General features: G+C 67.4%; 19 protein-coding genes. 8 read left to right on the forward strand and 11 right to left on the reverse strand.

Translation table 11 applies throughout. The annotated features are described in order from the left end of the window. Window positions 1-25 precede the first annotated feature (25 nt). From ARTB_RS05400 to ARTB_RS05415, 4 genes are all read right to left on the reverse strand, one after another. Window positions 26-2,194, reverse strand: a complete 2,169-nt coding sequence (locus ARTB_RS05400; RefSeq protein ID WP_243178071.1) for a dipeptide ABC transporter ATP-binding protein — start codon at window positions 2,192-2,194, stop codon at window positions 26-28. Further along, on the reverse strand, window positions 2,191-3,201 hold the full coding sequence (locus ARTB_RS05405) for an ABC transporter permease (RefSeq protein ID WP_243178072.1): 1,011 nt from the start codon (window positions 3,199-3,201) through the stop codon (window positions 2,191-2,193). Before ARTB_RS05405 ends, ARTB_RS05400 begins: the two co-directional genes overlap by 4 nt. A gap of 2 nt (window positions 3,202-3,203) precedes the next feature. Beyond that, window positions 3,204-4,190: an ABC transporter permease gene (locus ARTB_RS05410; RefSeq protein WP_243178073.1), complete on the reverse strand. Its 987-nt coding sequence runs from the start codon at window positions 4,188-4,190 to the stop codon at window positions 3,204-3,206. A 357-nt stretch (window positions 4,191-4,547) separates the two neighbouring features. Then, window positions 4,548-5,180 carry a TetR/AcrR family transcriptional regulator gene (locus ARTB_RS05415; protein ID WP_439954086.1) on the reverse strand — a complete coding sequence of 211 codons (633 nt, stop codon included), beginning with the start codon at window positions 5,178-5,180 and terminating at the stop codon, window positions 4,548-4,550. Between the two features lie 126 nt (window positions 5,181-5,306). On the opposite strand from ARTB_RS05415, the gene ARTB_RS05420 reads away from it, so the two are divergent. The 3 genes from ARTB_RS05420 (at window position 5,307) to ARTB_RS05430 (ending at window position 7,861) form a co-directional block, all read left to right on the forward strand. After that, the gene (locus ARTB_RS05420) at window positions 5,307-5,870 is read left to right on the forward strand and encodes an NAD(P)H-dependent oxidoreductase (protein WP_018775397.1); all 564 of its coding nucleotides are present in this window, start codon (window positions 5,307-5,309) and stop codon (window positions 5,868-5,870) included. A 163-nt stretch (window positions 5,871-6,033) separates the two neighbouring features. After that, the gene (locus ARTB_RS05425; protein ID WP_028277584.1) at window positions 6,034-7,326 is read left to right on the forward strand and encodes an aminotransferase-like domain-containing protein; all 1,293 of its coding nucleotides are present in this window, start codon (window positions 6,034-6,036) and stop codon (window positions 7,324-7,326) included. A gap of 106 nt (window positions 7,327-7,432) precedes the next feature. Next, window positions 7,433-7,861 carry a universal stress protein gene (locus ARTB_RS05430; protein ID WP_223914942.1) on the forward strand — a complete coding sequence of 143 codons (429 nt, stop codon included), beginning with the start codon at window positions 7,433-7,435 and terminating at the stop codon, window positions 7,859-7,861. A gap of 4 nt (window positions 7,862-7,865) precedes the next feature. Here the strand turns inward: ARTB_RS05430 and ARTB_RS05435 are convergent, their stop codons facing one another. Then, window positions 7,866-9,509: an AMP-binding protein gene (locus ARTB_RS05435; protein WP_243178074.1), complete on the reverse strand. Its 1,644-nt coding sequence runs from the start codon at window positions 9,507-9,509 to the stop codon at window positions 7,866-7,868. Window positions 9,510-9,765: 256 nt separating this feature from the next. Here ARTB_RS05435 and ARTB_RS05440 point away from each other — a divergent pair, with 256 nt between their 5' ends. Further along, a complete protein-coding gene (locus tag ARTB_RS05440) occupies window positions 9,766-10,104 on the forward strand; it encodes a hypothetical protein (RefSeq protein WP_028277587.1) in 339 nt (112 codons plus the stop codon). Window positions 10,105-10,228: 124 nt separating this feature from the next. On the opposite strand, the gene ARTB_RS05445 is transcribed toward ARTB_RS05440, so the two are convergent. The 4 genes from ARTB_RS05445 to ARTB_RS05460 all read right to left on the reverse strand — a co-directional run bounded on the left by ARTB_RS05445 (window position 10,229) and on the right by ARTB_RS05460 (window position 15,297). After that, window positions 10,229-11,761 carry a dihydrolipoamide acetyltransferase family protein gene (locus tag ARTB_RS05445; RefSeq protein ID WP_243178075.1) on the reverse strand — a complete coding sequence of 511 codons (1,533 nt, stop codon included), beginning with the start codon at window positions 11,759-11,761 and terminating at the stop codon, window positions 10,229-10,231. A gap of 9 nt (window positions 11,762-11,770) precedes the next feature. After that, complete coding sequence (locus ARTB_RS05450) at window positions 11,771-12,751, reverse strand: alpha-ketoacid dehydrogenase subunit beta (protein WP_243178076.1); 981 nt, start codon at window positions 12,749-12,751, stop codon at window positions 11,771-11,773. Beyond that, window positions 12,751-14,031, reverse strand: a complete 1,281-nt coding sequence (gene pdhA / locus ARTB_RS05455) for a pyruvate dehydrogenase (acetyl-transferring) E1 component subunit alpha (RefSeq protein ID WP_243178077.1) — start codon at window positions 14,029-14,031, stop codon at window positions 12,751-12,753. The genes ARTB_RS05450 and pdhA overlap by 1 nt, the downstream gene beginning before the upstream one ends. A gap of 147 nt (window positions 14,032-14,178) precedes the next feature. Next, entirely contained in the window at window positions 14,179-15,297 is a 1,119-nt protein-coding gene (locus tag ARTB_RS05460; protein WP_243178078.1) for a histidinol-phosphate transaminase, read from the reverse strand. 128 nt (window positions 15,298-15,425) lie between these two features. On the opposite strand from ARTB_RS05460, the gene ARTB_RS05465 reads away from it, so the two are divergent. Further along, window positions 15,426-15,812, forward strand: coding sequence for a phage holin family protein (locus tag ARTB_RS05465; protein WP_028277592.1), 387 nt, complete (start codon window positions 15,426-15,428; stop codon window positions 15,810-15,812). On the opposite strand, the gene ARTB_RS05470 is transcribed toward ARTB_RS05465, so the two are convergent. Both ARTB_RS05470 and ARTB_RS05475 read right to left on the reverse strand, forming a co-directional pair. After that, the gene (locus ARTB_RS05470) at window positions 15,763-17,217 is read right to left on the reverse strand and encodes a hypothetical protein (protein WP_243178079.1); all 1,455 of its coding nucleotides are present in this window, start codon (window positions 17,215-17,217) and stop codon (window positions 15,763-15,765) included. The two genes, ARTB_RS05465 and ARTB_RS05470, sit on opposite strands and share 50 nt — an antisense overlap. Next, window positions 17,217-17,561 carry a hypothetical protein gene (locus ARTB_RS05475; RefSeq protein ID WP_243178080.1) on the reverse strand — a complete coding sequence of 115 codons (345 nt, stop codon included), beginning with the start codon at window positions 17,559-17,561 and terminating at the stop codon, window positions 17,217-17,219. The genes ARTB_RS05470 and ARTB_RS05475 overlap by 1 nt, the downstream gene beginning before the upstream one ends. A gap of 260 nt (window positions 17,562-17,821) precedes the next feature. Between ARTB_RS05475 and purB the strand changes: the two genes are divergently transcribed. The 3 genes from purB (at window position 17,822) to ARTB_RS05490 (ending at window position 24,945) form a co-directional block, all read left to right on the forward strand. Further along, a complete protein-coding gene (purB, locus tag ARTB_RS05480; protein WP_243178081.1) occupies window positions 17,822-19,264 on the forward strand; it encodes an adenylosuccinate lyase in 1,443 nt (480 codons plus the stop codon). Next, window positions 19,261-19,932 (forward strand): histidine phosphatase family protein, encoded by a 672-nt coding sequence (locus ARTB_RS05485; protein WP_243178082.1) that lies wholly within the window; start codon window positions 19,261-19,263, stop codon window positions 19,930-19,932. Before purB ends, ARTB_RS05485 begins: the two co-directional genes overlap by 4 nt. A gap of 156 nt (window positions 19,933-20,088) precedes the next feature. After that, window positions 20,089-24,945, forward strand: a complete 4,857-nt coding sequence (locus ARTB_RS05490) for an NAD-glutamate dehydrogenase (protein ID WP_243178083.1) — start codon at window positions 20,089-20,091, stop codon at window positions 24,943-24,945. Window positions 24,946-25,056: the final 111 nt, after the last annotated feature.

Here is a 25,056-nt window from a genome sequence, read left to right on the forward strand (position 1 = left end):
CGGGTGGTGTGGCTGGTCCGGTGATTCAGTGGTTTTCGTGGACAACGACCATGTCCGCGTCCAGTTCGCCGTCCGGGTAGAAGCAGGCGAACTGCTGGTCGGTGGCGGACGCTTCGAGGGCCGGCTCCAGGGTCAGGCACTTCTCCTGCCTGGCCGGCGGGAGGGCCGCGAACACGGGACAGCGGGTGGCGAAGTTGCAGCCGGCCGGCGCTTCCAGCGGCGAGGGCAGGTCGCCCTGGAGGATGATCCGCTCGCGGGTGCGCTCCAGCTCCGGATCCGGTACCGGGATCGCGGAGAGCAGGGCACGGGTATAGGGGTGGCGGGGGTTGTCGAAGACGGCGTCGACGTCGCCGATCTCCACGATTTTGCCCAGGTACATGACGGCAACGCGGTTGGAGATGTGCCGGACCACGGAGAGGTCATGGGCCACCATGAGGTAGCTGAGGCCGAGTTCGGCACGGAGCTTGTCCAGGAGGTTGATGACGCCGGCCTGCACCGATACGTCGAGGGCGGAGACGGGCTCATCCAGGACCACCAGCCGGGGGTTGACCGCGAGGGCGCGGGCAATGCCGATGCGCTGGCGCTGGCCGCCGGAGAACTGGTTGGGGAACCGGTTGACGTGGTCCGCCTGCAGGCCCACCAGCTCCATGAGCTCCATGATCCGCTTCCGGATGGCAGCCTTTGGCATGCCCAGGTTTTCCATCGGCTCGGCCAGGACCTCGTAGACGGTGAAGCGCGGATCCAGTGCCCCGGTGGGATCCTGGAACACCATCTGCAGTTCCTTGCGCATGGAGCTCTTGGCCTTGGCGTCCGCGGCCTGCTTGTTGCTCAGCCCGCCGATCACCACCTCGCCGTCCTGGTCCTTGTGGAATTCCATGATTTCCAGCAGGGTGGTGGTCTTTCCGCAGCCCGACTCCCCCACGATCGAGAAGCACTCGCCCTCGCGGATATCGAAGCTCAGCCCGTCCACGGCCTTCACCGTGCCGATCCTGCGCTTGATCAGGGCGCCCTTCATCAGCGGAAAGTGCTTCCTGACGTCGCGGAGTTCCAGGACAGTCTTGCGTTCGTGCCGGGGAAGGCTGTCAAAGCGGGATACCGGCACGTCCGGGACGGCGAAGACCGTGTGGACATCGACATCGGCGAGGGCCTCGCTCTTGATGCACGCGGCCCTGTGCCCGGTGCCGGGCGCCACCGCCCGAAGGTCCGGTTCGCCGTCGAGGCAGGCCTCGCTGGCCAGCGGGCACCGCGGCGCGAACGAACAGCCGGTGGGCGGCTGGGTGAGGTTCGGGGGGATGCCGTCGATCGGCACCAGCGACGATTTTTCCGCGACGTCCACGCGCGGGACCGCACCGAGCAGGCCCATCGTGTAGGGCATCCGCGGGCTGTAGTAGATGTCATCGACGCTGCCGGTCTCCACCGGCCTGCCCGCGTACATCACCATGATGTCGTCCGCCATGCCGGCGACCACGCCGAGGTCGTGCGTGATCATGACGACGGCGGCGCCGGTCTCCTCCTGGGCGGCGTGGAGCACCTCGAGGACCTGCGCCTGGATGGTGACGTCCAGCGCCGTCGTCGGCTCATCGGCGATCAGAACCCGCGGGTTGTTGGCGATCGCGATGGCGATCATGACGCGCTGGCGCATGCCGCCGGAGAACTCGTGCGGAAAGGCCTTGAGCCGGTCCTTCGGGCTGGGGATGCCGACCAACCCCAGGAGTTCGACGGCGCGTGCCTCCTTGGCCTGCTTGCTCATGGTCGGGTTGTGGACGGTCAGGGCCTCGATGATCTGGGTGCCGACCGTGTAGACCGGGGTCAGGGAGGACAGCGGGTCCTGGAACACCATGGCGAGGTCGCTGCCGCGGTGGCGGCACATGGCCTTGTCGCTGAGCCCCAGGAGCTCCTTGCCCTGCAGCCGGACGGAACCGGTGATTTCCGCCGTCGGGGGCAGCAGGCCCATGATCGCCATGGACGTGACCGATTTGCCGGAGCCGGACTCGCCCACGATGCCCAGCGTCTTGCCGGGCATCACGTCGAAGTCGACGCCGCGGACCGCGTGCACCACGCCGTTTTCCGTGTTGAAGCGGACGTTGAGGTCCCGGACGGAGAGGACCGCGCTGGCGGGGGCGTGCAGCCCGGCGGCGTGGAGGCGCTCGTCGGTGCCTTGGGCGGTGTCCCGTGCGGTGGTGTTGCTGGTCATTTGATCTTCTTCTGTTTCTTGCCGGTGGCGCTGCCGGTGGCGTTGCCAGTGGCCTTGCTCCTCTTGGCGCGGCCAACGGAGCTGGAGCTGGGGTCGAACGCGTCGCGGAGGCCGTCGTTCATCATGGCGAGCGAGCCGGTCAGCAGGAACATTACGATCAGGGGCGCCCAGAACATCCACGGAAAGGTGGAAACCTGGGAGGTCGACTGGCCGATCAGGACGCCCAGGCTCACGTCGGGGACCTTGATGCCGATGCCGATGAAGGAGAACGCGACCTCGGCGAGGATGGCGCCGGTGACGCCGCGGGTGACTTCCAGGACCAGCAGGGAGCCGATGTTCGGCACGAGGTGGCGCCAGACGATCCGGTGCGGCGGGATGCCCATGTACTGGGAGGCTTTGACGAAGTCACGCTGCATGAGGGAAAGCGACAGGGACCTGATGAGGCGTGCGGTCCCCATCCAGCTGAAGACCAGCAGCACGATGATGAGCAGCAGCCAGCTTGGGACGGTGTTCTTCAGGCCGTTGGCGCCGCCGCTCGTGGCCACCGCGACTACCAGCAGGGCGGGCATCATGATCAGGGCTTCGAGGATGAACAGCATGACCTTGTCCACCTTGCGGCCGAAGAATGCCATGGTGCAGCCGTAGACGGCGGCGATCAGCACCGAGACGAGGCCGACGACGACGCCGATCAGGATGGAGACCCTGGTGCCTTCGACGGTCAGGGCGTAGAGGTCGATCCCGGCCTGGGAGGTGCCCAGCGGGTGCTCCGCGGAGGGCGGCATGCCGATGTTGAAGGGGTCGATGGTCTCCTTGTCCCAGTTGCCGAAGAAGCCGCCGATGAAGGAGAAGAGGGTCAGGGCCAGGAAGATGGCGAGGCCGGCGACGGCTGTCCGGTTGCGCAGGAAGCGCCGCAGGATGATGCGCGACTTGCCGATCACGACCTCGTCGTCGCCGAACTTTCCTTCGTCCAGGACGGCGGCCGGGTCAATCGTGTTGAGGTTGGTCACGATTACTGCACCCGCACTCTCGGGTCCACGAGCGTGGTGGCGAAGTCGGCGAGGATCGCTCCGACCGCGAAGATGACGGAGCCGTAGGCGAGGGTCGCGGTGGCCGCGTTGACGTCCTGCAGGGCGATCGAGTCAATGGACCAGGACCCGACGCCGTGCCAGGCGAAGATTTTCTCGGCGAAGAAGCCGCCGGCGAAGATGGCCGGGATGGTGAACGCAATGCTCTGCGCCACGGGGATGAAGGACACCCGCAGGGCGTGCCGGCTGATGGCCTGGTTGCGGGTCAGGCCCTTGGCCCGCGCCGTCCTGACGAAGTCGGCGTTGACGTTGTCCAGCAGATACTGGCGCTGGGCGATCTGGTACGCGCCCCAGCCCACAATTGTGATGGCGAACGTGGGCACGGCGTAGTGGGCGAGCATGTCGACGAACTGGGCCCAGCCGTCGCCGTCCAGACCCGGGGTGGAGATGCCGGTGACAAAGAAGACCCGCTCCCCGACCGACTCGTTGATGTTGATGGCGCCCAGCTGCACCAGGAAGTAGGCGATCGGTGCGGGGACGATGTACATGAGGTAGCTGTACGAGGTGATGGCCCGGTCCGAGGCCTTGTACTGGCGGGCTGCGGTGAAGACGCCGAGGGCGACGCCGATCACGAGGGTCAGGATGATCGAGGCCAGGAAGAGCCGGGTTGAGATCCAGACCCGGTCGCCGAACTCGGCGTTGATGAAGGCGCCGTTGGGGCTCCGTCCCCAGTCCCAGCGGGTGAGAATGCCGGTGAGCCAGTCGACGTAGCGCTCCCACGGGTTGAGGGTGGGATCGAGCCCCTTGAGCCGGAAGGAATTGACCACCTGCTCGGGCGTGGGCCGCGGAATCCGCTCCTGCTCCAGCAGCGCCGGCTGCAGCGTGCTCACAGCCAGGAGATAGCCGGCGCTGGTGGTCAGGAAGATCATGAAGACATACGTGAGCGCACGTTTGGCGAGATATCGAAGCATGGAGCGGCTAGTTCTGGATCGCCGTTGCCTGAGCAGATCCGCGCGTCACGGCTGCGGCCGCACGGGCGGGCCCAACTGTGCCAGGGACAAGATTATTCACAACGTCGATCCTTCCGTCGTCCCCATCCGGCAGCGGGTTCCGCGGCCGGTTCGGGAGTATGGGCCAGCTGGTTTCCGGCCGCCCGCATGCCTTGCGGCTGAGCCCTTGTGGGCTATGTTGCGGGTCACATTCCAGAGGAAGCTATCACATTAGCCGGGCTCCGCCGGGCTCTCACGGGCCGCGACACGGCTGCTTCACTACAGATCGTTATGAATAACTCCGTGGAATGGATTTGGCCCACGGAACCGGCTGCGCCGCTAGTGGCCGCACACTACGCGCGTGACAAGCTCCCGCCAGGTGTCCGCAAGGCGCTCCGGCGCAATCCCGTGCACGCCGACGGAATGGAGCAGCAGTTCCGGCTCCAGCGACGCCCCGAGGGCCGACGCCATGACCCACGGGTCCGCCGTCACGCCGGCTTCGCGCAGCAGCATCTCGAGATGACGGCGCCAGAGCACGGCCGGCGGGACATCGAACCTGTTGTAGACCGAGGCGTCGGCGGCCCGCGCCAGCTCCCCGAATTCCAGGATCCAGTCAATGCGGGCGGCGCCCACGGCGATCAGCCGCTCCAGGGGCGGCGCGCCGGGACCTACCGGGGGCGGACCAAACATGAACCGGCCCTGAAATTCGGCCTCGGCGTCGCTAAGGAGCGCCATCATCAGCCCGGCACGGCTGCCGAACCGCCGGAAGACCGTCCCTTTTCCAACTCCGGCGCGCTGCGCCAGCCGGTCCATGGTGAGGGCGTCGACGCTGGATTCCTCAACGATTTCCCGGGCGGCGCAGAGCAGGAGCTCCCTGTTGCGCATCGCGTCGCTGCGCGCTGATTCTGCGGCGGGCGCGGCGGGGCGCCCTGCCCCGGACTGGGCACCGGGACGGATCGGGATGAGGCTCACACCGCTGATTCTAGCGCCCCGGAATATAACCGGACCGCAGTCCGTTTAGCATGGGTGAAGGCCCCCAAAGCCTCACGATCCACCAGCCGCCGGAATCACCCCGCGGCGTGATGCACAGGAGTACACATGTCCAAGAAGACCATCCTCACTCTCGTCGGCAGCCTTCGCGCCGGCTCCACCAACCTGCAGCTGGCCGAGGCCATCGCGCTCAACGCCCCGGAACAGGTGGACGTGGTCATTCACGAGAGCCTGGGCAACATCCCCTTCTACAACGAGGACATCGACGTCGAAGGCCAGGTGCCCGCGGCCGCCGCCGCCCTGCGGGCCGCCGCCAACGAGGCCGACACCATCCTGCTGGTTACGCCGGAGCATAACGGCACCGTCCCGGCATCGCTGAAGAACGCCATCGACTGGCTGTCCCGCCCCTTCGGCGCAGGCGCCCTCTCCGGCAAGCCCACCGCGGTTGTCGGAACCGCCTTTGGCCAGTTCGGCGGCGTATGGGCCCAGGACGAGGCCCGCAAGGCCGTCGGCATCGCCGGCGCCCAGGTCCTCGAAAACGTCAAGCTGGCAGTCCCGGGCTCGATGGTCCGCTTCGCCGAGGTCCATCCCAAGGACGACGCCGAAGTTGTCGAGCAGATCAAGGGCGTGTTCGACGCACTGGCCGAGGCTCCCGCTGCGGAAGCGGCGTAAGCTACCGCACCCCGCACTCCGCGCCAGATACCTCCCGGGGCCCCCGGCAGCCGTGTGCTGCCGGGGGCCCCGGGCCGCCCGGAGCATCCCGTCGCTTTCAGCCCTGGCATTCTCTGGAAACAATCGTTTCCCCCAAGACAACACGGGTAGTATCCTTGGGTTTGTGACCCACGAAACACTTGATGCCGCCGCAGCAGTACTTCCGGCCGAGGCCATTGACGCAATCGAACGTGCGGCTACGTCCGCCCACCGCCACGAGATCCTGTTCTCGGAGCGCGCAGCAAATATCAAGCAGTCGGCGGTCCGGGATGTCTTCGACATCTCGATGCGCCCCGGCCTCGTCTCCCTCGCCGGGGGCAGCCCCTACCTGCAGTCCCTGCCGCTGGAACGCCTGGGCCAGACCGCCGCGAAGATCATAGCCGAGCAGGGGATGACCGCCCTGCAGTACGGCGGCGGCCAAGGCACTGAAGAGCTCCGCATCCAGATCTGCGAGGTCATGGCGGCAGAGGGGATCCTGGACGCCGACCCCGCGAACATCGTCATCACGGCCGGCTCGCAGTCCGCGCAGGATGTGGCCACCAAGGTTTTCTGCAATCCGGGCGACGTGGTCCTCGTCGAGGACCCCACCTATGTCGGGGCCCTCAACACCTTCGAGGCCTACCAGGTGGAGGTCGAAACGGTGCCGATGGACGGTGACGGCATCATCCCTGATCTGCTGGAGGCAAAGATCGCGGCCCTCCAGACCGCGGGCAAGAACGTCAAGTTCCTCTATACCATTCCCAGCTTCAACAACCCGTCCGGCATCACCCTGTCCGCGGAACGCCGGCAATCCGTGGTGGATATATGCCGTCGCGCGAATATTCTGGTGCTGGAGGACAACCCTTACGGCCTGCTCCGCTTCGACGGCAAGCCGCTCATCCCCCTCCGGGCGGCCAACCCGGATGACGTCATCTACATGGGGTCCTTTTCCAAGATCTTCGCCCCGGGCCTGCGGATCGGCTGGGCCCTGGTCCCGGCCCACCTGCAGCGCAGGTACTACCTGGCGTCGGAGGCCGTCACCCTGTGCCCGCCGACGCTGAACCAGATGCTGGTGTCGGCCTATCTGCGCGACTACGACTGGCGCGGCCAGATCGAGACGTATCGGGGGCTGTACCAGGAACGTTGCGAGGCAATGCTGGCCGCCTTGGCCGAATACATGCCGGAGGGACTGACCTGGACGCGCCCCGAAGGCGGCTTCTTCGTGTGGGTTACGCTGCCCGACGGCGTGGATACTTACCCGCTGCTGAGGAAGGCCATCGACGCCGGCGTCGTCTTCATTCCGGGAGCGGCCTTTACAAACTCGGACGACCCGTCGAACAAGATCCGGCTGGCGTTCAGCGCGGTGCCGCCCGAATCGATCCGCGAGGGTGTGCGTCGGCTCGCGCCGGTCCTGCGGGAAGCCCTGGCCGCCCTGTAGCGTGAACACCGGCAGGATCCACGCGGGGCCGCGACTGGGGCGCGCTGGGGCCAGCTGATCGGCCAGGCACACTAAACAGCATTACTCGTTGAAAGAGGAGCGGTCCATGACCGGAATAATCGTTGTCGGCGTCGACGGCAGTGAAACTGCACTGCGGGCGGCGCACACCGCGCGCGACCTCGCAGTTTCCGTGGGGGCGACACTTCATGTGGTCAGCGCCTTTGACAGCGACAAGACACAGGTCTTCGGCAGCGGCAGTGACCAGTGGATCGTTTCCGACGCCGGCAACGCGGAAACGGTTGCGCGCTCGGTCGCGGAAGGCCTGCGCCGCCCGGACATCACCGTCACGTACGCCGCCGCGCGGGGCAAGCCGGCCGAGGCCCTGATTCGGGAAGCCGAACGGACCAGTGCCTTGATGATCGTGGTCGGCAACCGGCGCATGAGCGGAATCGGCCGGGTCTTGGGGAGCGTTGCGAACAGCGTGGCCCACAACGCCCCCTGTGACGTCTACATCGCCAAAACCGACGCCGACTGAGGCGCTACTGCTTCTTCGGTGCCGCTGCCGGCACGCCGGCTTGGCCGGTGTCTGAGCCTGCAGACCCAAGCATCCGCCGCAGGATTTTTCCTGAGGCGGATTTCGGCACGGCCTCGATGAACTCGACCTGTCGGACTTTCTTGAACGGCGCCACCCGGCCCGCCACGAAGTCCATGACGCCCGCCACGTCCAAGGCATCGCCGTCCGCGCCCGGCTGGCGGACCACGAACGCCTTGGGCACTTCCTGGCCGTCGGCGTCGAGGGAGCCGACCACCGCGGAGTCGGCGATGCCGGGGTGGGTGAGGAGCAGCGCCTCCAGTTCCGCCGGGGCGATCTGGTAGCCGTTGTACTTGATCAGTTCCTTGAGCCGGTCCACGACCGTCACCACCCCGTCCGCCCGCACCCTGGCGATGTCCCCGGTGCGCAGGAAGCCGTCCGCGTCCAGGGTGTCCGCGGTTTCCTGGGGCCGGTTGAGGTAGCCGAGCATCACGTTCGGCCCGCGGCACAACAGGTGCCCCGGCGCGCTGGTCCCTTCCGCGGGAACCGGGATCTCCTCCCCCGTGGCCGGGTCCACGAGGCGGCACTGCATGTTCGGCACCGTGTACCCCACGGAACTGACGGGGACCCTGAGCCCATCGCGACTTTGGCGCGGAATGAGGTGCGATACCGGGCTCATCTCGGTCATGCCGTAGCCCTGCAGGACCTGGCAGCCGAGGCGTTCGGCCAGGCGCTTGCCAAGTTCGCCGTCCAGCGGCGCCGCGCCGGAAAGGGTGGTGTGCACCGAGCCGAGGTCGTACTCGGCAACGAGCGGGTGCTTGGACAGCGCCACGGCCACGGGAGGCGCGATGAACAGGTAGCTGCACCGGTGGTCTTGGATGATCCGCAGGAACTCGGGCAGGTCGAACCGGGGCATGGTCACAAGCCTGGCCCGCTGGCGCAGCGCGAGGTTCAGCAGCACGGTCAGCCCGTAGATGTGAAAAAACGGGAGCAGCGCCAGGACCCGGTCTTCGGGGCCGACGTCGAGCAGACCCCTGGCCTGTTCCACGTTGGCGACGAGGTTTCGGTGGCTGAGCATGACCCCCTTCGGCCGGCCGGTGGTGCCGGAAGAGTAGGGCAGCACGGCCACATGCGTGGCGGGATCGAACGATACCCGGGGTGCCGGTGCGCCCATGGCGAGCAAGTCCGCCAGCGAGGGGTGGCCGTCGGCGCCGTCGAGCACCACGAGCCGTGAGGCAGGGATCCCGGTCCTTTCGGCGGCCTCACGGGCGGCCGGAAGCAGCGCCGATACGGTGAAGAGCCAGTCCGCGCCGGCGTCGGTGAGCTGGGTGGCGATCTCGTCCGCCGTGTACTGGGCGTTGATGGTGGTGACCGTTGCGCCTGCCCGGAGCAGGCCGTGGAAGACGGTGGCAAAGGCGGGGACGTTGGGACACAGGATGGCGGCCACGCCGTGCACGCCCAGGCCCTGGGCGGCGACGGCACCGGCGAGGGCGTCGATCTGCCCGCGCAGCGCCCGGTAGGTGGTCTCCGCACCGCTGGCGCCATCGACGACGGCGACCCGGTCCAGGTCCTCCTCTGCCAGAGCGCCGAAGAGGTAGTCGTAAATGCCGAGGTTGGGAACATCGACGTCGGGGTACGGGCTTGAAAACACGCAACATCTCCTTTGATCCGCTTCCGCCCGGGCTGTCGGCGGCTGGTGCCACTCTAGTGCCGGGCGTAGCCGCGGGACAGGAGGGCGCGGACTTGGCTGTGTCCGGTCGTGGTCGTGTCCGGACTTGATGAGGATCACCCTCTGTCGTGGGCAGCCTCACCGCCCAGCGGGCCGCCCGGCGCGGACCGGCTCAGTAAAATGGGAGGTGCCCTGCGATGGTGCGGACGTCCGAGAACCCACCTACCAAGGGAGCCCCATGATCACTCTTCAGCGCCGCCAGCTGGTTGGCCACGACATCCTTCTGGCCCGGCACGGCAACCACATCAGCGCCATGCGCGTGGACCGCGGCGCCGGTCGCGTTGTCGCATTCCTGGACGACGGATCGACGGACAGCGCACCCAACCTGATTGCCCCGGGACTGCGCATGCCCGACACCGTGCGCAGCGTGTTGCGGGAGGACTGGAAGTTCCTGACGGGAATCAGCGCGTGCTGCGCGGGGCTCGCGGGTCTGATGTTTGCCGCCTCGGTCGCCCTCGCCGGCATGAGCGGCGATCCCGCGCTGGTCCAGATCCTGACCGCATACTCGGGAAACTGAGGGGCCCGGGCCAGGCCGCCCGCCACTTAGAGACCGCAACGCTGAGAAACCCCAACACTGACAAACCCCGCCGCTGAAAAGGTTCAGCGGCGGGGTTTTGCGGTTTCATGGCCGGTTTCGCCGGCTAGTCCAGCAGCAAGGCCGGCTCTTCCAGGATGGCGGCGACATCGGCCATGAAGCGGGCCGAAAGGTCGCCGTCCACCACGCGGTGGTCGAAGGAGCCGCCGAGGGTGGTGATCCAGCGCGGAATAACTTCGCCGTCCAGGACCCAGGGCTTTTGCTTGATGGTGCCGAACGCCACGATCGCGACCTCGCCCGGGTTGATGATCGGCGTTCCGGTGTCGATCCCGAGGGCGCCGATGTTGGTCACGGTGAGCGTGCCGCCGCGCATCTGGGCAGGCTGGGTCTTGCCGGCCCGCGCCGTCGTGGCGAGCTCGTTCAGGGCAAGGGCCAACTGCTTGAGCGAGAGGTCCTGGGCGTTCTTGATGTTCGGCACCATCAGCCCGCGGGGCGTGGCGGCCGCGATGCCCAGGTTCATGAAGTGCTTGACGTGGATCTCCGCGGAATCGCTGCCGTCCGGGTTGTCCACCCACGTTGCGTTGACACTCGGGTTTCGCGCCGCCGCCCAAATGACCGCCTTGGCCAGGATCAGCAGCGGGGAGACCTTGATGCCTTCGAAGTCGCGGGAGGCCTTGAGGCGCTTGACGAATTCCATGGTGCGGCTGGCATCGACGTCGACAAAGATGCTGACGTGCGGCGCGGCAAACGCGGATTCGACCATGGCCTTCGCGGTGGCTTTGCGGACTCCCTTGACCGGGATCCGCTCGATCCGCTGGTCCTGCGGGCGGCCGGACTTGCCCCAGAACGAGTCCGCCTTGTCCACCTCGGCGTCCCGCTGGGCCTGGTAGCTCACCAGGTCCTCGCGGGTCACTTCACCGCGGGCGCCGGTAGGCACGACGTCGGCCAGGTTGATCCCGAGGTCCCGGGCGATCTTGCGGACCGGCGGCTTGGCCAGCACCTTGCCGACCAGGCCGCTGATGGCACCGCCGAAGGTGGGGCGCGCCTCGACGGAGCCGGCGGGGCCTGTGGCCGCGTCGGCAGGACTGCTGGCCGCGTCCGGGTTGATCCATATGTCGTGGGCCTCCACCCCCGCCCGCTCCACCATCGGGGCGGCAGCGCCGGTGGCTGGCGCCGCGGACGGGGCTTCGTGGCCGGCGGCCGCAGGAGCGGAAATCCGCCGCCGGCGCTTGACGGCGTCTGCCTTGGGACCGGAGCCCACCAGCGGACCGCCGGCCGGACGCCCGGCTGGTTCGCCGGCGTCGGAGTCATCAGCCGGAAGCGTGCCGTACATGGGCGCGGCGGAAGCCTGTTCCTGGCCGGCAGCCTGCTTCTGGGCCACAGGCGCCGGGGCGTCGACAGCGTCGCTCACGCTGATGATCGGCGTGCCGACATCCACCGTGACTCCCTCGGGCACCAGCAGTTCCGTGACGGTCCCGGCGAACGGTGAGGGCAGTTCCACCAGGGATTTGGCCGTCTCGATCTCGCACAGGACGTCGTTGACGGCCACGGTATCGCCGGCCTTGACCTTCCAGGCGACGATTTCGGCCTCCGTCAGCCCTTCGCCGACGTCGGGAAGGTTGAACTTGTTGAGCGTCATGGGTCCTCGTCAGTACGCCAGGGCGCGGTCGAGCGCCTCAAGGATGCGGTCGATGTCCGGCAGGTAGTCTTCTTCGACCTTGGCCACGGGATAGGGCATGTGGAATCCCCCGACGCGAATGACGGGGGCCTCCAGTGAATGGAACGCCCGCTCGCTGATCCGCGCGGCGATTTCGCCGCCGATGCCGCCGAACGTCGGGGCCTCATGGGCCACGACCAGCCGGCCGGTTTTCCGGACCGAGGCCGTGACGGTGTCGAAGTCGATCGGCGAGATCGAACGGAGATCGATCACCTCGACGCTGTGGCCGTCCTCGGCGGCGGCCTCGGCGGCGGCGAGGGCCACGGGCACCAGCGGGCCGTAGACGACGACGGTCGCGTCGGTGCCCTCGCGGAGCACATGCGCCTTGAAGGGGTCCGCGGACGCGCCCGGGGTCTCGGTGTCGACCTCACCCTTGAGCCAGTAGCGGCGCTTGGGCTCGAAGACGATCACGGGATCCTGGCAGTCGACGGCCTGCTGGATCATCCAGTAGGCATCGTGCGGATTGGAGGGGGTGATGATGCGCAACCCGGCGGTGTGGGCGAACAGTGCCTCCGGCGATTCGGAATGGTGTTCAATGGAGCCGATGCCGCCGCCGTACGGGATCCGGATGACGACGGGAACGGTCAGGTTGCCGTTGCTGCGCGAGTGCATCTTGGCCAGCTGGGTGGTGATCTGGTTGAACCCCGGGAACACGAAACCGTCGAACTGGATCTCGCAGACCGGCTGGTAGCCGCGCAGGGAGAGGCCGATCGCGGTGCCGATAATGCCGGATTCGGCCAGCGGGGTATCCACCACGCGGTCGGCGCCGAATTCGGCGATCAGCCCGTCGGTGACCCGGTAGACGCCGCCAAGGGCCCCGATGTCCTCGCCCATCAGCAGCGAGCGGGGGTTGTTGTTCAACGTGGCCCGCAGGCCCTCATTGATGGCTTTCGCAATGGTCATGGTGGTCATCAGCGGGCCGCCCTGTCTGTCTGGACTCTGTGTGCCTCACCGGCGTGTGCCTCATCGGCGGACGCCTCATCGGCGAACCCCGCGCTGTATTCCTCGAACCAGGCCAGTTCCTCGGCCACCAGCGGGTGGGCCTCCACATAGGTGTTGGCGAAGGCGGTCCGGATGTCCGGGGTTTCGAGGTCGTGGGTGGTCTTGCGGACATAGGCGGCGAGCTCGTCGCCGTCGGCCTTGACCTGCTCGAAGAAGCTGTCATCCGCGAGGCCCTGGGCCCGGAGATACTTCTCCAGCCGCGCCAGCGGGTCCTTGGCACGCCACAGGCTTTCTTCGGCGGATTCGCGGTATTTGGTGGGGTCATCGGCCGTGGTGTGCGCCCCGACCCGGTACGTGAACGCCTCGATGAGTACGGGACCATGGCCCTCGCGGGCCCGCTCCAGCGCCCATTCCGTGACGGCGTGGACGGCGATCACGTCATTGCCGTCCACCCTGATGCCGGGGAAGCCGTAGCCTTTGGCGCGGTTGGCGAGCGGGATGCGGGTCTGCACGGAGCTTGGCACGGAGATGGCCCAGTGGTTGTTCTGGCAGAAGAAGACCACGGGCGCCTGGTAGGAAGCGGCGAACACCATGGATTCATGGACGTCCCCTTCGGAGCTGGCGCCGTCGCCGAAGTACACCATGACGGCGGCGTTCGGCTCCACGGCCTGTCCCGCTTCCACGCTGGCGACGGCGTTGGCGGCCGCCAGTTTCTGGTCCCGCTGGATGCCCATGGCGTACCCGACGGCGTGCGGGGTCTGGGCGGCCAGGACCAGCGTGTAGAGGTGGAAGTTCGTGTCCTTCGGGTTCCAGCCGCCGTTGGAGACGCCCCGGAACTGGCGCAGCAGCTCGGCCAGGTCCACGTTCCGCGTCAGGGCCACGCCGTGCTCGCGGTAGGTGGGGAAGATGTAGTCCTGCGGCTGGCTGGCCCGTCCGGAGCCGATCTGGGCAGCTTCCTGCCCGGTGAGCGGGACCCACAGGGCCAGCTGGCCCTGCCGCTGCAGGGCGGTGGCTTCCACGTCGAAGCGGCGGATCTTGGCCATATCCGCGTAGAAGCCGCGCAGGGTGTCCGGGTCCAGCTTCTCGGCGTATTTTGAGAAAACCGGGTCCGAGCCCAGGGTGCCGTCCGGGTCCAGTAACTGCACCATCGGCTCGGCCGGGGCACCCAGTTGGGCCTCGGCCTCCGCTTCGAGCTGGTCATCCATCCCGGTTCCGTCGAACTCGGTAGAGGGCAGATGTGTGGCGCCCATACCGTCTCCTTGCTTGCCGCATCCGAATGCGCCGCAATCGCTGGGATATATGCCGGGCCGGGAATACATTCCAGGCCCGGCATATATTTTGGCTTACTGGTCCTTACTTTATCCGCACGGGGCGGCCTGAGCGCGCAGTGTTAAGCGCTAGGAACGCCGCGGCGGTTTTGTATAGATCGCACAGAGCTTCAGGAAACGGGTGTTGGCTTCCGTTTCGCCGATGCTGACGCGGACGCCCTCGTTGCCGAAGGCCCGTACGGACAGCGCCCGTTCCGCCGCCAGGGCGGCAAATTCCGCGCTGTTTTCGCCCAGATTGAGCCAAACAAAGTTGCCCTGGGCCTCCGGGACGAACCACCCGAGCTCACGCAGTCCCGCCGCGACCCGGTCCCGTTCGTCCACCAGGCTTTGTACCCTTTCTACAACATCGGCGAAGTGCTCGAGCGACGTGACGGCCGCCGTTTCCGCGATCTGGGACACGGCGAAGGGGGTAGCACTGACGCGCAGGTGCTGCGTCAGTTCGGGCCGGGAGACGCTGTAGCCCACGCGGAGTCCGGCGAGGCCGTGCGCTTTTGAGAAGGTCCGCAGGACGACGACGTTGGGGTACTTGCGGTACATGGCGATGCCGTCCACGGCGTCGCCGGCGCGCACGAATTCCTGGTAGGCCTCGTCAATGACCACCACGACGTCGGCCGGAACGGCGTGGATGAAGCGCTCCGTTTCCTCGGCCGTCAGGATGGGTCCGGTGGGGTTGTTGGGCGTGCACAGCAGGATCATCCGGGTCCGCGCAGTCACCGCGGCGGCCATGGCGTCCAGGTCATGCCGCCCGTCGGATGTCAGCGGGATCCGGACGCTCTCGGCGCCGGCCAGTCCGACGCAGATTGGGTAGGCCTCGAACGAGCGCCAGGCGTAGATGACCTCGTCGGCCTTGCCGTCGTCGTTCTGGCCGGCGAAGGTGGTCAGCAGCTGGTTCAGGGCGCCCAGGCTGCCGGCGCCCGTGACGATGTCCTCGGCGGGCACATCCAGGAAGCGGGCGAGCGCTTCACGCAGCCTGCTGCTGAGCGGATCGGGGTAGCGGTTGAAATCGGTCTGCGCCGCGATGGCCTGCTGCACTGCAGGGATCGGGGGCAACGGGTTCTCGTTGGAGGACAGCTTGTAGCTGGTCAGGCCTTCCACGGGGACGGGGGGTTTTCCGGCCGCGTAGCGGGGGAGGAGGTCTACCACCGGACGGGGCCTGATGCCCCCGGCCGGATTCTCTGATGAAGTCATGCCGACTAGCCTACTTCGGGTCGCTGCCGCAGTTGCGGGAGCTGATTGCTGTCCGTAGGGGATAGCCGTTGCTGACATGGGGAATATGGTCCCTGCCGTCGCCGCCGGGCGTATGACAGCATGGGGCCATGCGCTCAATCATCGTACGAGTCATCATCAACGGGCTGGCCCTTGCAATCGCCTGCTGGATCCTCACCGGGCTGGATATTTCCACCCAGAGTGACGGCACCATCAGCATCATCTTGGGGTACCTGTTCATCGGCCTGATCTTCGGTCTGGTGAATGCCTTCGTCAAGCCTATTGTCAGCCTCCTGTCGCTGCCGATCACTATCCTCACCCTGGGCCTGTTCACCGTGGTCATCAACGCGGCGATGCTCTACCTGACGTCCTGGATCAGCAGCTACACCACTGTGCACTTCACCATCGACTCGTTCTTCTGGACCGCCGTGTTTGCCGCCATCATCATCAGCCTGGTGTCCCTCGTGGCGAGCTTCCTTCCCGCCCTCGATCGCTAGGGGCGCCCGGGCTGCGCTGCGGTCCCGGAGGGGTTGCGGGGGTTGCCCGCGGTGCCGGCCGGGCCTCGCGCCGGAGCGAGAACCGGGTCACCGTCGCCGCCCCGCCAGTCCCCACCACTGCGGCCAGCGCGGCCGTGGAGTCCTTCAGCGTGTTGTCCCGGCTCGCGGAGACGAGCGCGGCCCCGTCGGCGTAATTCTCCAGCCGGTGCCCGGGGCCCAGGCCGAAGTCCTGTGGTGGCGGCACCGCCAGCGGGTTGGTGAGGGTCACGGTCACCCGGTCCCTGGTGTCCGGGTTCGCCAGTCCGTCCGCCCCCGGCACCCAGTCCTGCTCATGTTCCAGGTGCAGGCTGCGGATCCCCGGCGCGGGTCTGATCCCGCCCACCGGGGAGCCCGCGGTCAGCACGAACTTGAGGTCATACTCGGCCAGGACAGCGCGGTCCTTGCTGAGATTCATCGCGTGGATCCCGCCCTGGCTGTAGCCGACGGCCACGAGCTGATCGCCGGCCTCGGCCCCGGCCTGCCGCAGCGCCTCCCTGATGGCCTGCGCCGTCGACGCCGAGTCATAGCCCAGGGCCTCGGCGATTCCGGCAGGGTCGAAGGGGTTGGTGCCTTCCGGCAGGGCGCCCTGCTGGGTTCCGGGGATGATCACCACCCACGCGGGCCGGGATCCGCCGTCGACCTCGATAACCTCGATCCGGCCGCCCTGCTCTCCCACTGCCCCGGCCCGCCGCAGCAGCCCGGCCGGTGAGAGGTCGACGTCGGCCGTAAACCTCTCCCGGCCCACGATGCTGACGGGGCGGGGCTTGAGGAACACGAGCCCCGGCGCTTCCGAGGCGTCCCGCACCAGGCGGCGGATGTCAGCGGGCCCGGCCAGGGCGCTGGCTACGGCGGCCAGGGGCCAGGGCAGGCCAAGCAGCACGGCGAGATTCCGGGGCGCCATGGCGACCCAGCCTTCAACAGTGCCGCGCACCCCGGGCAGGGCGAAGGGCTCCGGTGCTGCGCCGTACTCGGAGCCGTGCAGTCCCATCCGCAGCAGCAGGGCATTCCGGGCTTCGGCATATTCGTATTCGCGGTGACTGGCGCGGACGTCGTCGCCGATCCGCTGAAGCTGGGACCGGACGCGTCCGACGTCCCGGCCGGCCTCCCCCACAGCAATGATGGCGTTGCTGCCGCTGGTGTAGGAGTCGGACTGATAGGGAAAGAGTGCGCGCCGGACGGTGTCGGCCTCCACCTCAACCATTTGCAGCTGCCGGACCAGCCCGTCCAGTGCCGCGGCACCCGCCAGCAGCTCCTCGAACTGGAAGCTCACCCCGCCGATTCCGCCCCGGATGAGCAGGCTGCCGTCGCGCGGCGGCGCGGAAACCCCGGGGCTGCCGCCGGAGCCCGCCGGACTCGACTCGGCCATCAGGGTCCCATCCGGTCCGCGGGCTGCGCCACGTTCCGGGCGTGCCGGAGCACCACGGCAACAGCATCGAGCAGCGCGTCCCGGCTCCGGTGCAGCGCGGCCGCGTGCAGGGACAAGGCCACACGGTAGGCGCGGCCGGCCGGTGACTGCCACGACTGCAGCTCGAGACGGGCGAGGGCGGCGAGCACCGCATCAGCCTCATCGGCGCACCGCGCAACGCGCGCAGCGAACTGCTGGACTTCATAACTGCGCGACGCGCACTCCAGGGCGTCGGCGGCCGTCACGCCAAGAACCGCCATGTCCTGCACCGCCATGTCCTGCACCGCCATGTCCTGCACTGCCACACTGCCCCCGGGTCCCGGTGGCATGCCGCTGCTGACCGGCCTCATCCCGGCCTCACCCCGGCCTCATCCCAGTGACCTGCCTCATCCAGCTGTCCATGAACCGACGCTAGCGGGCTGGCCCGTGCCCGCTGAAGAGAGCCGCCCGGCTATGTGGACAACGTCCCGGACCGCCAGGCACTGCAAGCCGGCAATGTCATCCGGCAATGTCACAAGGACGGGGGCGCTTAAGGCCCGACGGCACTTCGTGAAAGAATCGCCATATGCCTGAAACTGCCGCCACAGCTGATACCCGCACGCCGTCCGGACGCCTGGCCCTCGCCGCGTCCGACCACCAGATCGCGCTCGGCCCGCTGGATGGCCGCTACCAGTCCGCCGTCGCACCGCTGGTCGACTACCTTTCCGAGGCCGCCCTGAACCGCGACCGCGTGGCTGTTGAGGTCGAGTGGCTGATCCACCTGACCGGCAACAGCGTCCTGCCCGGCGCCGGGCCGCTCACGGCGGAACAACAGGAGCAACTGCGTGCGATCGTCACGGAGTTCGACGCCGCCTCCGTCACCGAACTGGCCGAGATCGAGGCCGTTACGGTCCACGACGTCAAGGCCGTGGAGTACTACATCGGCCGCCGCCTGCCCGGCATCGGAATCGACCGGCTGACCGCCATGGTGCACTTTGGCTGCACCTCGGAAGACATCAACAACCTCTCCTACGCCCTGGGCATCAAGGGGGCCGTGGAGGATGTGTGGCTGCCTGCGGCCCGCGCCCTCGTCGGCCAGATCAGCGCCATGGCCGGGGACAACCGCGCCGTGCCGATGCTCTCCCGCACCCACGGCCAGCCCGCCACGCCCACCACGCTGGGCAAGGAACTGGCCGTCATCGCGCACCGGCTCAACCGGCAGCTGGACCGGATCGCCCGCACCGAATACCTCGGCAAGATCAACGGCGCCACCGGCACCTACGCCGCCCACGTCGCCTCCGTCCCGGGCGCCGACTGGGAGCAGGTCGCCAAGGGCTTCGTCGAAGGCCTCGGCCTGATCTGGAACCCGCTGACCACCCAGATCGAAAGCCACGACTGGCAGGCCGAACTCTATGCCGACGTCGCGCGTTTCAACCGCATCCTGCACAACGTCTGCACCGACATCTGGAGCTACATCTCGATCGGGTACTTCGTGCAGATCCCGGTGGCAGGCGCCACGGGCTCCTCAACCATGCCGCACAAGGTGAACCCGATCCGTTTCGAAAACGCCGAGGCCAACCTTGAGATCTCCTCCGGCCTGCTGGACGTCCTCGGCTCCACCCTGGTCACCTCCCGCTGGCAGCGCGATCTCACCGACTCCTCCTCGCAGCGCAACATCGGTGTGGCGTTCGGCCACTCGCTGCTCGCCATCTCGAACGTTGCCAAGGGCCTGGACCGGCTCAAGGTTGCCGAGGACGTGCTGGCCGCGGACCTTGACACCAACTGGGAAGTCCTCGGCGAGGCCATCCAGATGGTTATGCGCGCCGAGGCCATCGCCGGCGTCGACGGCATGGAAAACCCGTACGAACGGCTCAAGGACCTGACCCGCGGACAGCGCGTGGATGCCGCCCGGATGCAGGAATTCGTCCAGAGCCTCGGTTTGTCCGCCGACGCTGAAGCCCGCCTGCTGGCGCTGACCCCGGGCAAGTACACGGGCATCGCGGACCAGCTGGTGGACCACCTCAAATGAGGCTTCTGCTCATCCGGCACGGCCAGACGCCCGGCAATGTGCTGGGCCAGCTGGACACGGCGCACCCGGGGCCCGGGCTGACCGAACTCGGCGAGCGTCAGGCCGAGACGTTGTCCCGCGCCTTGGCGAACGAGCGGATCCTGGCCCTGTACGCCTCCACCCTGGTTCGGACGCAGATCACAGCGGCACCGCTCGCCCGGGTGCACGGGCTTGAAACCGAGGTGCTGGAGGGCCTTCACGAGATCGAGGCCGGGTCGCTGGAAAAGCGCACGGACCACGAATCGCACAAGCGGTACATCGGCACCATTTTTTCGTGGGCGGACGGCGAGCTGGACCGCCGGATGCCTGCCGGTCCCAGCGGCCGGGACTTCTTTGAGCGCTACGACGCCGCGATCGCCAAAATAGCGGCACGGACAAACGGGGCGGGGGGCTCAGGATCCGTGGCCGTGGTCAGCCACGGCGCAGCCATCCGGGTGTGGGCGGGCCTGCGGGCGGACAACATCGAACCGGACTTTGCCATCAGGCACGTGCTGGACAACACCGGAATCGTGGCGCTGGAAGGCGATCCCGCCAACGGCTGGGAACTCATCCACTGGGACGACAGTCCCGTGGGCGGACTGGCACTGGCGGATCCGACGGCGGAGGATCCCACCGGCCGTCCGGCGTAGCGGGCCCGTCCGTCCCCGGCGGGCGTACAGGCCGTCCCGGCGGGGCGTACCGGGTCTGGACTCCTCACGGGAACGCGGCGATGATGAAAACAGGCGTGGGGACAGGATGGTCGGCCGCGGCATGCGGTTGAGCCCGCGCAGTGGAGGCGCAGGGGCATGTCACGCAAATCGGTACACCGGGGGCATGCGCCCGGCCGCGTTTTCCCCGGCTTCGATGAACAGTTCCTCGCGGCGTACTACGAGCACGCTGCGCCGGAGGACCTCCAAGGCTACAGTCCCGAAAACCTGGAGCAGCGCTCCAGGCACCATGCGGAACTAGCGGACGGCCGTCCGGCGGGCACGGCGGCCGTCGACATCCTGAACGAAAGCGACGCCAGCGTCCTGCTGGTGGTTGCCGACGCCATCCCGCACCTGATCCATTCGCTTACTGCGGAGCTGGCCCGCCAAAACGAGTCCATCCGGTTACTGGTGCATCCCAATTTTCTGGTGCGGCGGGATCCGCGGACTGATCGGTTGGTGGAGGTACGGCATGGGTCCTCGCAGTCCGGACCGACGGGCCCAATTGCTGGCGTCCCGGGCGCCGCGGCGACCGGCCCGGTCCAGGACCCGCCGGGGTGGAGATCCGAAACGTGGGTGGCGGCAGAGATAGGCCGCCTGCCGGGGTCACGGGCCATCGCGGAGCTCATCGCCAACGTGCGGCGTGTCCTGGCGGACGTCCAGTTGGTCGCTGATGACACCCCAGCCATCCACGCCCGTCTCGCCCGCACCATCAACTCCCTGGACCTGCTGCCCGCCGGCACGGTTCCGACTCCGGAGCAGCTCGGTGAGCTCCTGGGCTGGCTGGACCGCGGCAACTTCATGTTTCTGGGATACAGCGAATATGAATACTCGACGGCGGAGGGCCCGGATGTTGTGTCGTTGCTGCCCGGCGCCGGGCTGGGCCTGCTCAGGGACGGGCGGCCGGAGGCCCGCCAGCCTGTTACGGGGCTGCCCCATTCGCAGGTCCTCACCATCTCCATTTCGGATCTGAGATCATCCGTCCCCCGTCCGGCTTACTTGGATGAAATCCTCGTCCGGACCTTCGGTAGCGCCGGGAAGGCCACGGGAGAAGTCAGGTTTGTGGGCCTTTTCGCCCCGGGCGCCACGGGCCGGTCCGTGCGGCGCATCCCGCTCATCCGGGACAAGGTACGCGCCATCCAGGAGCGCTTCGGCTTCACCGAGGCCTCCCACCCTGGCAAGCAGCTCCTCACCGTCCTCGAGTCCTTCCCCCTGGACGAGCTGTTCCACCGGGACCTGGATGAACTTTCCGGGCTTGCCCGGGAGATCCTGCGCCTGCAGGCCCACCACCAGACACGGGTGTTCCTGCGCGCTGACAGCTACGGGCGCTTCATGACCGCGCTGGTGTTCCTCCCCCGGGCCAGGTACAGCACGGCCGTCCGCCTCCAGATTGAACACGAGCTTAAACAGGCTTTCGGGTCCTCCTCGCTCGAGTTCGAAGTCAGGCTTAGTGAATCCCCGATGGCCCGCGTGTTCTTCCGGATACTGTTGCCCGCCGGCGGGATGCCCGACGTCGATCCCGCTGAAGTGGAGCGGAGCGTTGTCAGCGCAACGCGGACGTGGGCCCAGGGCCTGGACGAAGCGCTCCGTGACAGGTTGCCGTCGGCGGAGGCCAGCCGGTTGTCGGCGCTGTGGTCCGCCGCCTTCCCGGCCAGCTACCGGGCTGATTTCGAGGTCGAGGACGCGGTCGAGGACATCACTACGTTTGAGCGGTTCGATCTCGACGGCACGGGCGGGCGGCCGCTGAACGATCCTCAGCTGGCCGTTTATGTCCGCACCGATGCCTCCCCGACGCTGGCCGAAGACGCCCGGATCCGGCTTTACCTGACCACCGCCCACAGCCTGACGCGGATCCTGCCGTTCTTCCACAACCTCGGACTGGAGGTGCTGAACCAACGGCCATTCGATGTGGTGCGCGGGAGGGACCGGGCCTTGTTCCTCTATGACCTTGGCGTCCGCTACCCGGCCGGCGTGGATCCGTCCCGCACCAGCGGGCTGCTGGGGGATGCCTTCGGAGCTGCCATGCGCGGGGACTCGGAATCGGACCGCTTTGACGGCCTCGTCCTCCGGGAGGGCATCGAGTGGCGCCAGGCGGCAATCCTGCGCAGCTATGCCAAGTACCTGCAGCAATTGGGCACAACGACCTCCTACGGCTTCATGGCCGATACCCTGCTGGTCAATGTCCGGGCAACCCACGCGCTCCTGGCACTGTTCAGGGCCAAGTTCGATCCCGAGCTGGAAGCGGCACGGCGGTTGGAGGACACCGACGCGGCCCGGAGGGATCTGCTGGCCGCGATCGACGACATTCCCGTCCTCGACGCCGACCGGCTGCTGCGCACCTTCATGAACCTGGTGGAATCCACGCTCCGCACTAACTACTTCCAGGCGAAGCCCCACCTGAGCTTCAAACTGAACCCTTCCGCGATCGCGGGCGCCCCGCTTCCCCGTCCCAAATACGAAATCTGGGTGTACTCGCCCCGCGTGGAAGGCGTCCACCTGCGCTTCGGGGCACTGGCCCGGGGCGGGCTGCGCTGGTCCGACCGGAGCGAGGATTTCCGCACTGAGGTCCTTGGCCTGGTCAAGGCGCAGAACGTGAAGAACTCGGTGATAGTGCCAACCGGCGCCAAGGGCGGCTTCTATCCCAAACAGTTGCCGGACCCGGCCATGGACCGCGACGCGTGGCTGACGGAGGGCCTGGAATGCTTCCGGACCTTCGTCCGCGGGCTGCTGGACATCACCGACAACCTGGTCACCACCGCCCACGGCGAAACAGTGGTGCCTCCGGCGCGACTGGTGCGGCACGACGTCGACGACTATTACCTCGTGGTGGCGGCGGACAAGGGAACAGCGTCATTTTCCGACGCTGCGAACGCGGTGGCCGCGGAGTACGGCTTCTGGCTGGGCGATGCCTTCGCGTCCGGCGGGACCGTGGGCTATGACCATAAGCAGATGGGCATCACGGCCCGCGGGGCCTGGGAATCGGTGAAACAGCATTTCCGCGAACTCGGGATGGACTGCCAGGTGGAGGACTTCACAGTTGCCGGCATCGGCGATATGGGCGGCGACGTCTTTGGGAACGGGATGCTCCTCTCCCGCCACATCCGGCTGGTGGCGGCTTTCGATCACCGCCACATCTTTCTTGACCCGGCGCCGGATGCGGGGGCCTCGTTCGAGGAACGGCGGCGGCTCTTTGCCCTCCCCCGCTCATCTTGGGCGGACTACGATCCAGCACTGATCAGCGAGGGCGGTGGTGTCCACTCCCGCCGGGCCAAGTCCATCAGCATCACGGACCAGGTCAGGAGCTCTCTGGGCCTGGAACCGGGAACCGTGTCCCTGCCGCCACACGCTCTGCTTCAGGCCATCCTCCGGGCGCCCGTGGACCTGCTGTACAACGGCGGCATCGGAACGTACATCAAGGCCTCATCAGAGGCCAACACCGGGGTTGGCGACAAGGCGAACGACCCCGTCAGGGTCAACGGCAATGAAGTGCGGGCGAAGATCATCGCCGAAGGCGGGAACCTCGGAATCACGCAGCTCGGGCGGATCGAGGCCGCCCTGTCCGGCGTCCTGCTCAATACCGACGCCATCGATAATTCAGCCGGCGTGGACTGCTCGGATCATGAAGTAAACATCAAGATCTTCGTGGACCGGATGATCGCAGCGGGAAAGATGCCGTCGCCGGAACGCGCCGGCTTCCTGCATTCCCTCACCGACGAGGTGGCCCGCCTTGTGCTGGCCAATAACGCGGACCAGAATGTCCTGCTCTTCAACGACCGGCACCTGGTGCGGGAATGGAGCCCGGGCTTCGAACGGACCATGGACTGGCTCGAGAACGCCACGGACCTTGACCGCAAGCTGGAGGCCCTGCCAAGCAACGAACAACTCAGGGAACGGCTGCGGTCAGGTGAGGGCCTGACCGCGCCGGAACTGTCGGTGCTGGCCGCCTACGCAAAGATCGAACTGGCAGCGGAGCTCAACGCCAGTGACCTTGCCGATGACCCGTGGTTCCGGCGCGTGCTCCGCGGCTATTTTCCACGCCAGCTGTCCGAACGCTTTGAAGCAGAGCTGGCGGACCACCCGCTGCGCCGCCAGATCGTGTGCACAGTCGTGGCCAACGACATGATCAATCTCGGCGGAATCACCTTCGCCTTCCGTGCCATCGAGGAAACCACTGCCCCCGCCGCCGCTGTTGCCAGGGCCTTTGTGGTGGCGCGCGAGGCCTACGACCTGTCGTGGATCGTCACCCGGCTGGCCGCACTCCCCGCCGGATATCCCACCGAACACGTCGCCGAGGCGACGCTGCACATGCGCCGGATCCTCGACCGGGCCACGCGATGGTACGTGACGCACGATCATCGCGACCAGCCCGTGGCCGCGGCCTTGGACAGGATCATGCCCACTCTGGAACTGCTGCGGACCCAAACACTGGACTACCTCCGCGGCTCCGACCTGGACCGCGCGGAAGACAGACTCGCGCACTGGGCCGCCGTGGGGATGCCCCGGGAGCTGGGCCTGCGCGCCTCGGACCTGTTGGAGAGTTTCGGGTTGCTGGACATCTCCCTGATCTCCGAACAAGTGCGCGAACCCATCCCCACTATTGCTGACCTGTACTACGCGGTGTTCCAGCGCATCGGCGCCGCGAACCTGCTGCTCAGCATCACCGATCTGCCCCGGCAGAGCCGCTGGGAGTCTCTCGCGCGGGCAGCCCTGCGCGACGATGTGTATTCCGCCGTAGCCGACATGACCGTCTCGGTAATGGCGACAACCCAGGGCCTGAATGCCACCGACGCCGGCACGTCCGATGCCGTGGAGCGCATCGTGGCCTGGGAACGCGGGCACCAGGAGCAGCTGGCACGGATCAAGGACACCTTCGCGGAAGTGACCAAACCGGGCCAAGTGGATATCGCCTCGATCTCCGTGGCGCTGAAACTCCTGCGGACACTGGTGCGCCGCTAGGCTGTGGCCGTCGCCACGTCGACCCGGAAAGTCGAGCCGAAAGCCGCAACTGCACTGCCATCCATCCACAGTTCTCGCGACGCTTACCGGCAGGAAACACAGCCGAAACCG

Source organism: Arthrobacter humicola (assembly GCF_022803015.1).
GTDB lineage: Bacteria > Actinomycetota > Actinomycetes > Actinomycetales > Micrococcaceae > Arthrobacter > Arthrobacter humicola_A.

Bases quoted from the DNA above. Each gene is read 5' to 3' on its own strand.
- ARTB_RS05485 (WP_243178082.1), top strand. From the start codon at position 19,261: ATGAGGCTTCTGCTCATCCGGCACGGCCAGACGCCCGGCAATGTGCTG.
- ARTB_RS05460 (WP_243178078.1), bottom strand. From the start codon at position 15,297: ATGACTTCATCAGAGAATCCGGCCGGGGGCATCAGGCCCCGTCCGGTG.
- purB (WP_243178081.1), top strand. From the start codon at position 17,822: ATGCCTGAAACTGCCGCCACAGCTGATACCCGCACGCCGTCCGGACGC.
- ARTB_RS05440 (WP_028277587.1), top strand. From the start codon at position 9,766: ATGATCACTCTTCAGCGCCGCCAGCTGGTTGGCCACGACATCCTTCTG.
- ARTB_RS05400 (WP_243178071.1), bottom strand. From the start codon at position 2,194: ATGACCAGCAACACCACCGCACGGGACACCGCCCAAGGCACCGACGAG.
- ARTB_RS05410 (WP_243178073.1), bottom strand. From the start codon at position 4,190: ATGCTTCGATATCTCGCCAAACGTGCGCTCACGTATGTCTTCATGATC.
- ARTB_RS05450 (WP_243178076.1), bottom strand. From the start codon at position 12,751: ATGACCACCATGACCATTGCGAAAGCCATCAATGAGGGCCTGCGGGCC.
- ARTB_RS05420 (WP_018775397.1), top strand. From the start codon at position 5,307: ATGTCCAAGAAGACCATCCTCACTCTCGTCGGCAGCCTTCGCGCCGGC.
- ARTB_RS05430 (WP_223914942.1), top strand. From the start codon at position 7,433: ATGACCGGAATAATCGTTGTCGGCGTCGACGGCAGTGAAACTGCACTG.
- ARTB_RS05465 (WP_028277592.1), top strand. From the start codon at position 15,426: ATGCGCTCAATCATCGTACGAGTCATCATCAACGGGCTGGCCCTTGCA.
- ARTB_RS05470 (WP_243178079.1), bottom strand. From the start codon at position 17,217: ATGGCCGAGTCGAGTCCGGCGGGCTCCGGCGGCAGCCCCGGGGTTTCC.
- pdhA (WP_243178077.1), bottom strand. From the start codon at position 14,031: ATGGGCGCCACACATCTGCCCTCTACCGAGTTCGACGGAACCGGGATG.
- ARTB_RS05445 (WP_243178075.1), bottom strand. From the start codon at position 11,761: ATGACGCTCAACAAGTTCAACCTTCCCGACGTCGGCGAAGGGCTGACG.
- ARTB_RS05490 (WP_243178083.1), top strand. From the start codon at position 20,089: ATGTCACGCAAATCGGTACACCGGGGGCATGCGCCCGGCCGCGTTTTC.